Below are 4,084 nucleotides of genomic sequence, written 5' to 3'. Positions count from 1 at the left end.
GTATGGAAACCGTCCGCGCGCCGCGCCGGAACCGACCGGCGGACCCCGGGAGTCCGCCGTGCGCCGAGCCCACGCACCAGCGCACCGCAACGCCCATCTACAACGCCCTGGTCAGGGAATGGCGGGACGCGGGCCGGGCCGCCCCCACAGGCCCCACCACCAGCGGCTCGGGACGCCGTCACCGCCCGCAGTGACGACCCGCCCACGGCTCCGTGGGCGACGGCCAGGCCCGGCCCGCGGAGTGTGCGCGGACCGGGCCCGGTGTGCTGCGCGCGGGCCGTGTGCTGTGCGCGCGGGCCGTGTCTGCGCACGCTGACCGTGTGCGGCCGGGGGCCCCCCCGTACGGACCCCGCGTACGGGGCCCGGGTCCGGCGCCCCCGGCGGGCCCATCTCTCCGGACGGGCGGCCCGGTTCGGCGGTCAGCGCGTCAGGCTGCGCACTGGGAGCAGGCAGTGCATCGCGGTCGCGAGCACCTCCTCGTTCCCCACGAACGCGCGCAACTGCTCCTCCGTGACCGGGAGTCCCGGTACGCCGTCCGTCCACGGCTTCGTCGCGACGATGAAGTACACCCGCCCGATGGAGCGCGCGTCCGCCTCCCACTCCGGGGGGACCGGGCACTGCGCGTTCAGATACGGCATGGTCAGTACCGCGCGGCCCGCCTCCACCAGCAGTGTGATGGGGGCGGACTGCCTGCTCGCGAGGTCCACGGTGTCACCGCCGGGCCGCAGGCCCATCTCACCGAGCACGGTGTGCAGGGCCTGCTCGCCCGCGGCCGGCCCCTCTCGTCCGTCGCCGAGCGAATAGGCAAGCAGGAAAGGCGCCTTGCGCTCTCCTTCGGCGGGGTCACTGGTCCAGGGGATCACCGAGAGCGTGCCCATCAGCGGGGCGTACGACGCGGTGTTGCTTGTAGTCATATGGCGGCACATTAGCCGCCATAGGGGCATTGCCGTGAGCCCGCTTCACTCGACCGGGGCATCCGCGTAGCTCCCCGGCTCGGTGGGCAGCCGCCGCGGTGTGAACGAGACGGGCAGGCGCGCGGGCACCCGGGTCCAGGGCGAGGGGCTCGGCGCGAGATCGGCGGCCGGCACGGTGAGTTCGAGGTCGGGCAGCAGATTGAGTACGGTGCGCACGGCCGTCCGCGCGATGAGCCGGGCCGGGAGCTGGGCGGGGCAGCGGTGCGGCCCCGCCGAGAACGCGAGGTGTGCCTGGTTGCCCCAGTCCTCGCCCTCGTCCGGACGGATCTCGGGGTCGTCGTTGGCGGCGCCGATGCCCATGATCAGGCAGTCGCCGCGGCGCAGGACCTGGCCGCCGAGCTCGATGTCGTGCAGCACGTACCGGGCGGGCATGGCGTTCAACGGCGGTTCGCGCCAGAGGGCTTCGTCGAGCGCGTCGTCCACACCGAGGCGCCCGCCGCGCAGCCGCGCGGCGAACCGCGGATCGGTGATCATCATCTGCAGCGTCTGCGCGATCCACGAGATCGTCGGCATGTTCCCGGCGATCAGCATCAGGTGCATCGCCGCGTACCGCTCGGCGTCCGTCAGCAGGTTGGGATGGTGGGCGAAGGTCCAGGTCATGTCCTCGTCGAGGTTGGCGGGCGGGCGCGCCAGCATCTCGCCGATGATGCGGTGCTGGACCTGGTAGGAGTCCTCCGAGTCGGGGCCCGAGCCGACCACACCGAACACCGTGCGCACCAGCTCCTCGCTGAGCGCGGGCCCGAGGCCGAACAGTCCTGCGAGCGACATCATCGGCACCTGCGCCGCGTACTCGTTCACCAGGTCGGCGTGGCCCGCCTCGGAGAACTTCGCGACGAGGCCCTGGCAGCGGCCCTCGATCAGCCGCCGCGCCTCCCGCCCGTTGAGCCGGCCCATGCCCTCGTCGAACGGCACGCGCATGCGCCGGTGTTCCGCGCCGTCGGCGTGGTAGCAGACGGGGTAGTACCGCATCATCGGCATGAGCGGCGAATCGGCCGCGACCCGGTTCTCGCTCAGGGCGTGCCAGTTGCGCGGGTCGCGGGAGAAGAGCTGCTCCTGCCGTGTGACGGCGAGGAGTTCGTGGTAGCCGAGCACCAGCCAGGCGGGCAGCCCCGGTTCCAGTTCGACCGGTGCGACGGGCCCGTACCGCTCGCGCAGTTCCCGGTAGACGCGGTGCGGGTCCGGAGCGGACACGATGTCGGTCAGCACCATCGGCCCCGGCCCGCCGGGCCCGGGGCGCCGGCCACCGGTGGGCCCGGGCACCAGGACGGCTGGAGCCGGGGGTGTGGTGTCGTGGCGGACGGGGCAGCCGGACTCCGCCGCTTCCCCGTCGGGGGCCCGGTGGCCGTCCTGCTCGCGGGCGGCCGTCTCGTGCGTCCTGCCGGCGCCGGTGCCACTGGCCGTACCCATACCCGTACCGGCCCAGGTGCCCGTACCGGTACCGGTTCCGCTGCCCACGCCGCCGCCGATACCGCTGCCGGTGCCGACAGCGCTGCCGCTGCCCGTCCCCGTACCGGCCCAGGTGCCTGTGCCCGTACCGGCTCCGCTGCCCGTACCCCTCCTGCTGGTGTACGGACGGCCGGCCCGCGGGTCCCTGCCGTACGGGCCGGATTCGCGGGGCTCGGGTCCGCCGCGCGGTGTCGTGTCGTACGGGCCGTTCTCTCGGGCGGTCATGAGGCGGTCTCCGGGGTGCGTACGGCCTCGCTGTCCAGCACGTGCTCGACGAGGGTGATCAGTGCCTCGGCGGACGAGGTGCGGTCTCTCGCGTCGCACATCACGATCGGTGTCTCCTCCAACAGGTCGAGCGCTTCGCGCAGTTCGCGGGTGTCGTAGGACTGGCTGTCCGGGAACTGGTTGACCGCGACGGCGAACGGCATGCTCCGCAGCTCCAGTTGTTCGAGGACGTCGAAGCTGTCCTCCAGCCGGCGGGTGTCGATCACCACCAGGACGCCGAGGGCCCCTTCGAGGAGCCCCTCCCACAGGTCCCAGAACCGCCGCTGGCCCGGTGTGCCGAACAGGTACAGCACGGTGCGCGCGCTGAGTGTGATCCGGCCGAAGTCCATCGCGACCGTGGTCGTGGTCTTCCCGCTCGCCCCCGCCAGCTCGTCCACACCGACGCTGGCCTGCGTCATCACCTCCTCCGTACGCAGCGGTTCGATCTCGCTGACGGAGCCCACCAGCGTCGTCTTGCCGACGCCGAACGCACCGACCACGGGGATCTTGACGGCCCGCTGGACAGTGTCGGGCAGATAGCGGTCAGCGGAGCCGGCGAAGGCCATCCAGTACCTCCTGGAGCAGTTGTCGGTCGGGCAGTACGGCCTGGGGCACGCCGGAGCGTGCGGTGAGGTGGCCGCTGTCGACCAGGTCGGACGCGAGGACCTTCACCAGGCTCACGGGAAGTTCGAGGTGGGCCGCGGCTTCCACCAGGGACAGCAGCCGCTCGCACATCCGAACGAGGGCCCGCTCCTCCCGGACGGCGGAGAGCGGCAGGGGCTGGGCCGGTGCGGTGGCCACCAGCAGGGTCTCCACACCGACGGTGTTGCGGCTGGGGCGCGAGCGCCCCCGCGTGATGACGTACGGGCGGAGCGCGGCGGCCGCGCCCTCGGCGTCCGCTCCGGAGTGCGCCTCTCCCGGCCCGTCGGCGGAGGGGGCGGGGCCGCTCACGCAGTCCCCTGCCGGGGCGGACTGCTGAGGTTCGCGGCGCCGATCTTCATCACCTGCGCCTGCATCTGCCGTGCGACGAGCTTCGGGTCCACCACAGGCCCCGTGACGACCGCCAGGTGGGCGCCGTGCGCACTGCGCATGAAGAGGAAGCCTCCGTTGAACTCGACCATCTGCTGATGGACGAGGCCGCCGTCCGAGCCGAACTCCCGGCCGAGACTGCGGCCGAGGGAGAGCAGTCCCGAGCAGTTGGCCGCGAGCCGGTCGGCCGGGTCCCTGTCCATCCCCTCCGAACTGGTCAGCAGGAGGCCGTCGGCGCTGAACACGATGACCTGGCGCACGCCCGGAACGGCGGCGACCTCGGCGATCATCCAGCTCCGCTGCTCCGGCTCGGTTACGTAACTCATGGTCGGGTCCGTCCTTCTGGGGGGTCGGGGTGGTGACACATCGGC

General features: G+C 72.7%; 5 protein-coding genes and 1 pseudogene. 1 reads left to right on the top strand and 5 read right to left on the bottom strand.

The features are described from left to right. Positions 1-194, top strand: a pseudogene (locus tag LCE31_RS37570) (hypothetical protein); the annotation flags it as partial. A gap of 225 nt (positions 195-419) precedes the next feature. Here the strand turns inward: LCE31_RS37570 and LCE31_RS37565 are convergent. The 5 genes from LCE31_RS37565 to LCE31_RS37545 all read right to left on the bottom strand — a co-directional run bounded on the left by LCE31_RS37565 (position 420) and on the right by LCE31_RS37545 (position 4,039). Continuing rightward, positions 420-914, bottom strand: a complete 495-nt coding sequence (locus LCE31_RS37565) for a DUF5949 family protein (RefSeq protein ID WP_225022586.1) — start codon at positions 912-914, stop codon at positions 420-422. A gap of 45 nt (positions 915-959) precedes the next feature. Beyond that, positions 960-2,645, bottom strand: a complete 1,686-nt coding sequence (locus tag LCE31_RS37560; protein WP_225022585.1) for a cytochrome P450 — start codon at positions 2,643-2,645, stop codon at positions 960-962. Next, positions 2,642-3,250 (bottom strand): GTP-binding protein, encoded by a 609-nt coding sequence (locus tag LCE31_RS37555; RefSeq protein ID WP_225022583.1) that lies wholly within the window; start codon positions 3,248-3,250, stop codon positions 2,642-2,644. Before LCE31_RS37555 ends, LCE31_RS37560 begins: the two co-directional genes overlap by 4 nt. Further along, a complete protein-coding gene (locus LCE31_RS37550) occupies positions 3,228-3,542 on the bottom strand; it encodes a DUF742 domain-containing protein (RefSeq protein ID WP_308042397.1) in 315 nt (104 codons plus the stop codon). The genes LCE31_RS37555 and LCE31_RS37550 overlap by 23 nt, the downstream gene beginning before the upstream one ends. An 89-nt stretch (positions 3,543-3,631) precedes the next feature. Beyond that, a complete protein-coding gene (locus tag LCE31_RS37545) occupies positions 3,632-4,039 on the bottom strand; it encodes a roadblock/LC7 domain-containing protein (protein WP_225022579.1) in 408 nt (135 codons plus the stop codon). Between the last annotated feature and the right edge of the window lie 45 nt (positions 4,040-4,084).

Origin of the sequence: Streptomyces sp. 8L (assembly GCF_020176795.1) — a bacterium.
In the GTDB taxonomy this organism is placed as follows: Bacteria; Actinomycetota; Actinomycetes; order Streptomycetales; family Streptomycetaceae; genus Streptomyces.
This window is presented reverse-complemented; position numbering and strand designations above follow the sequence as displayed.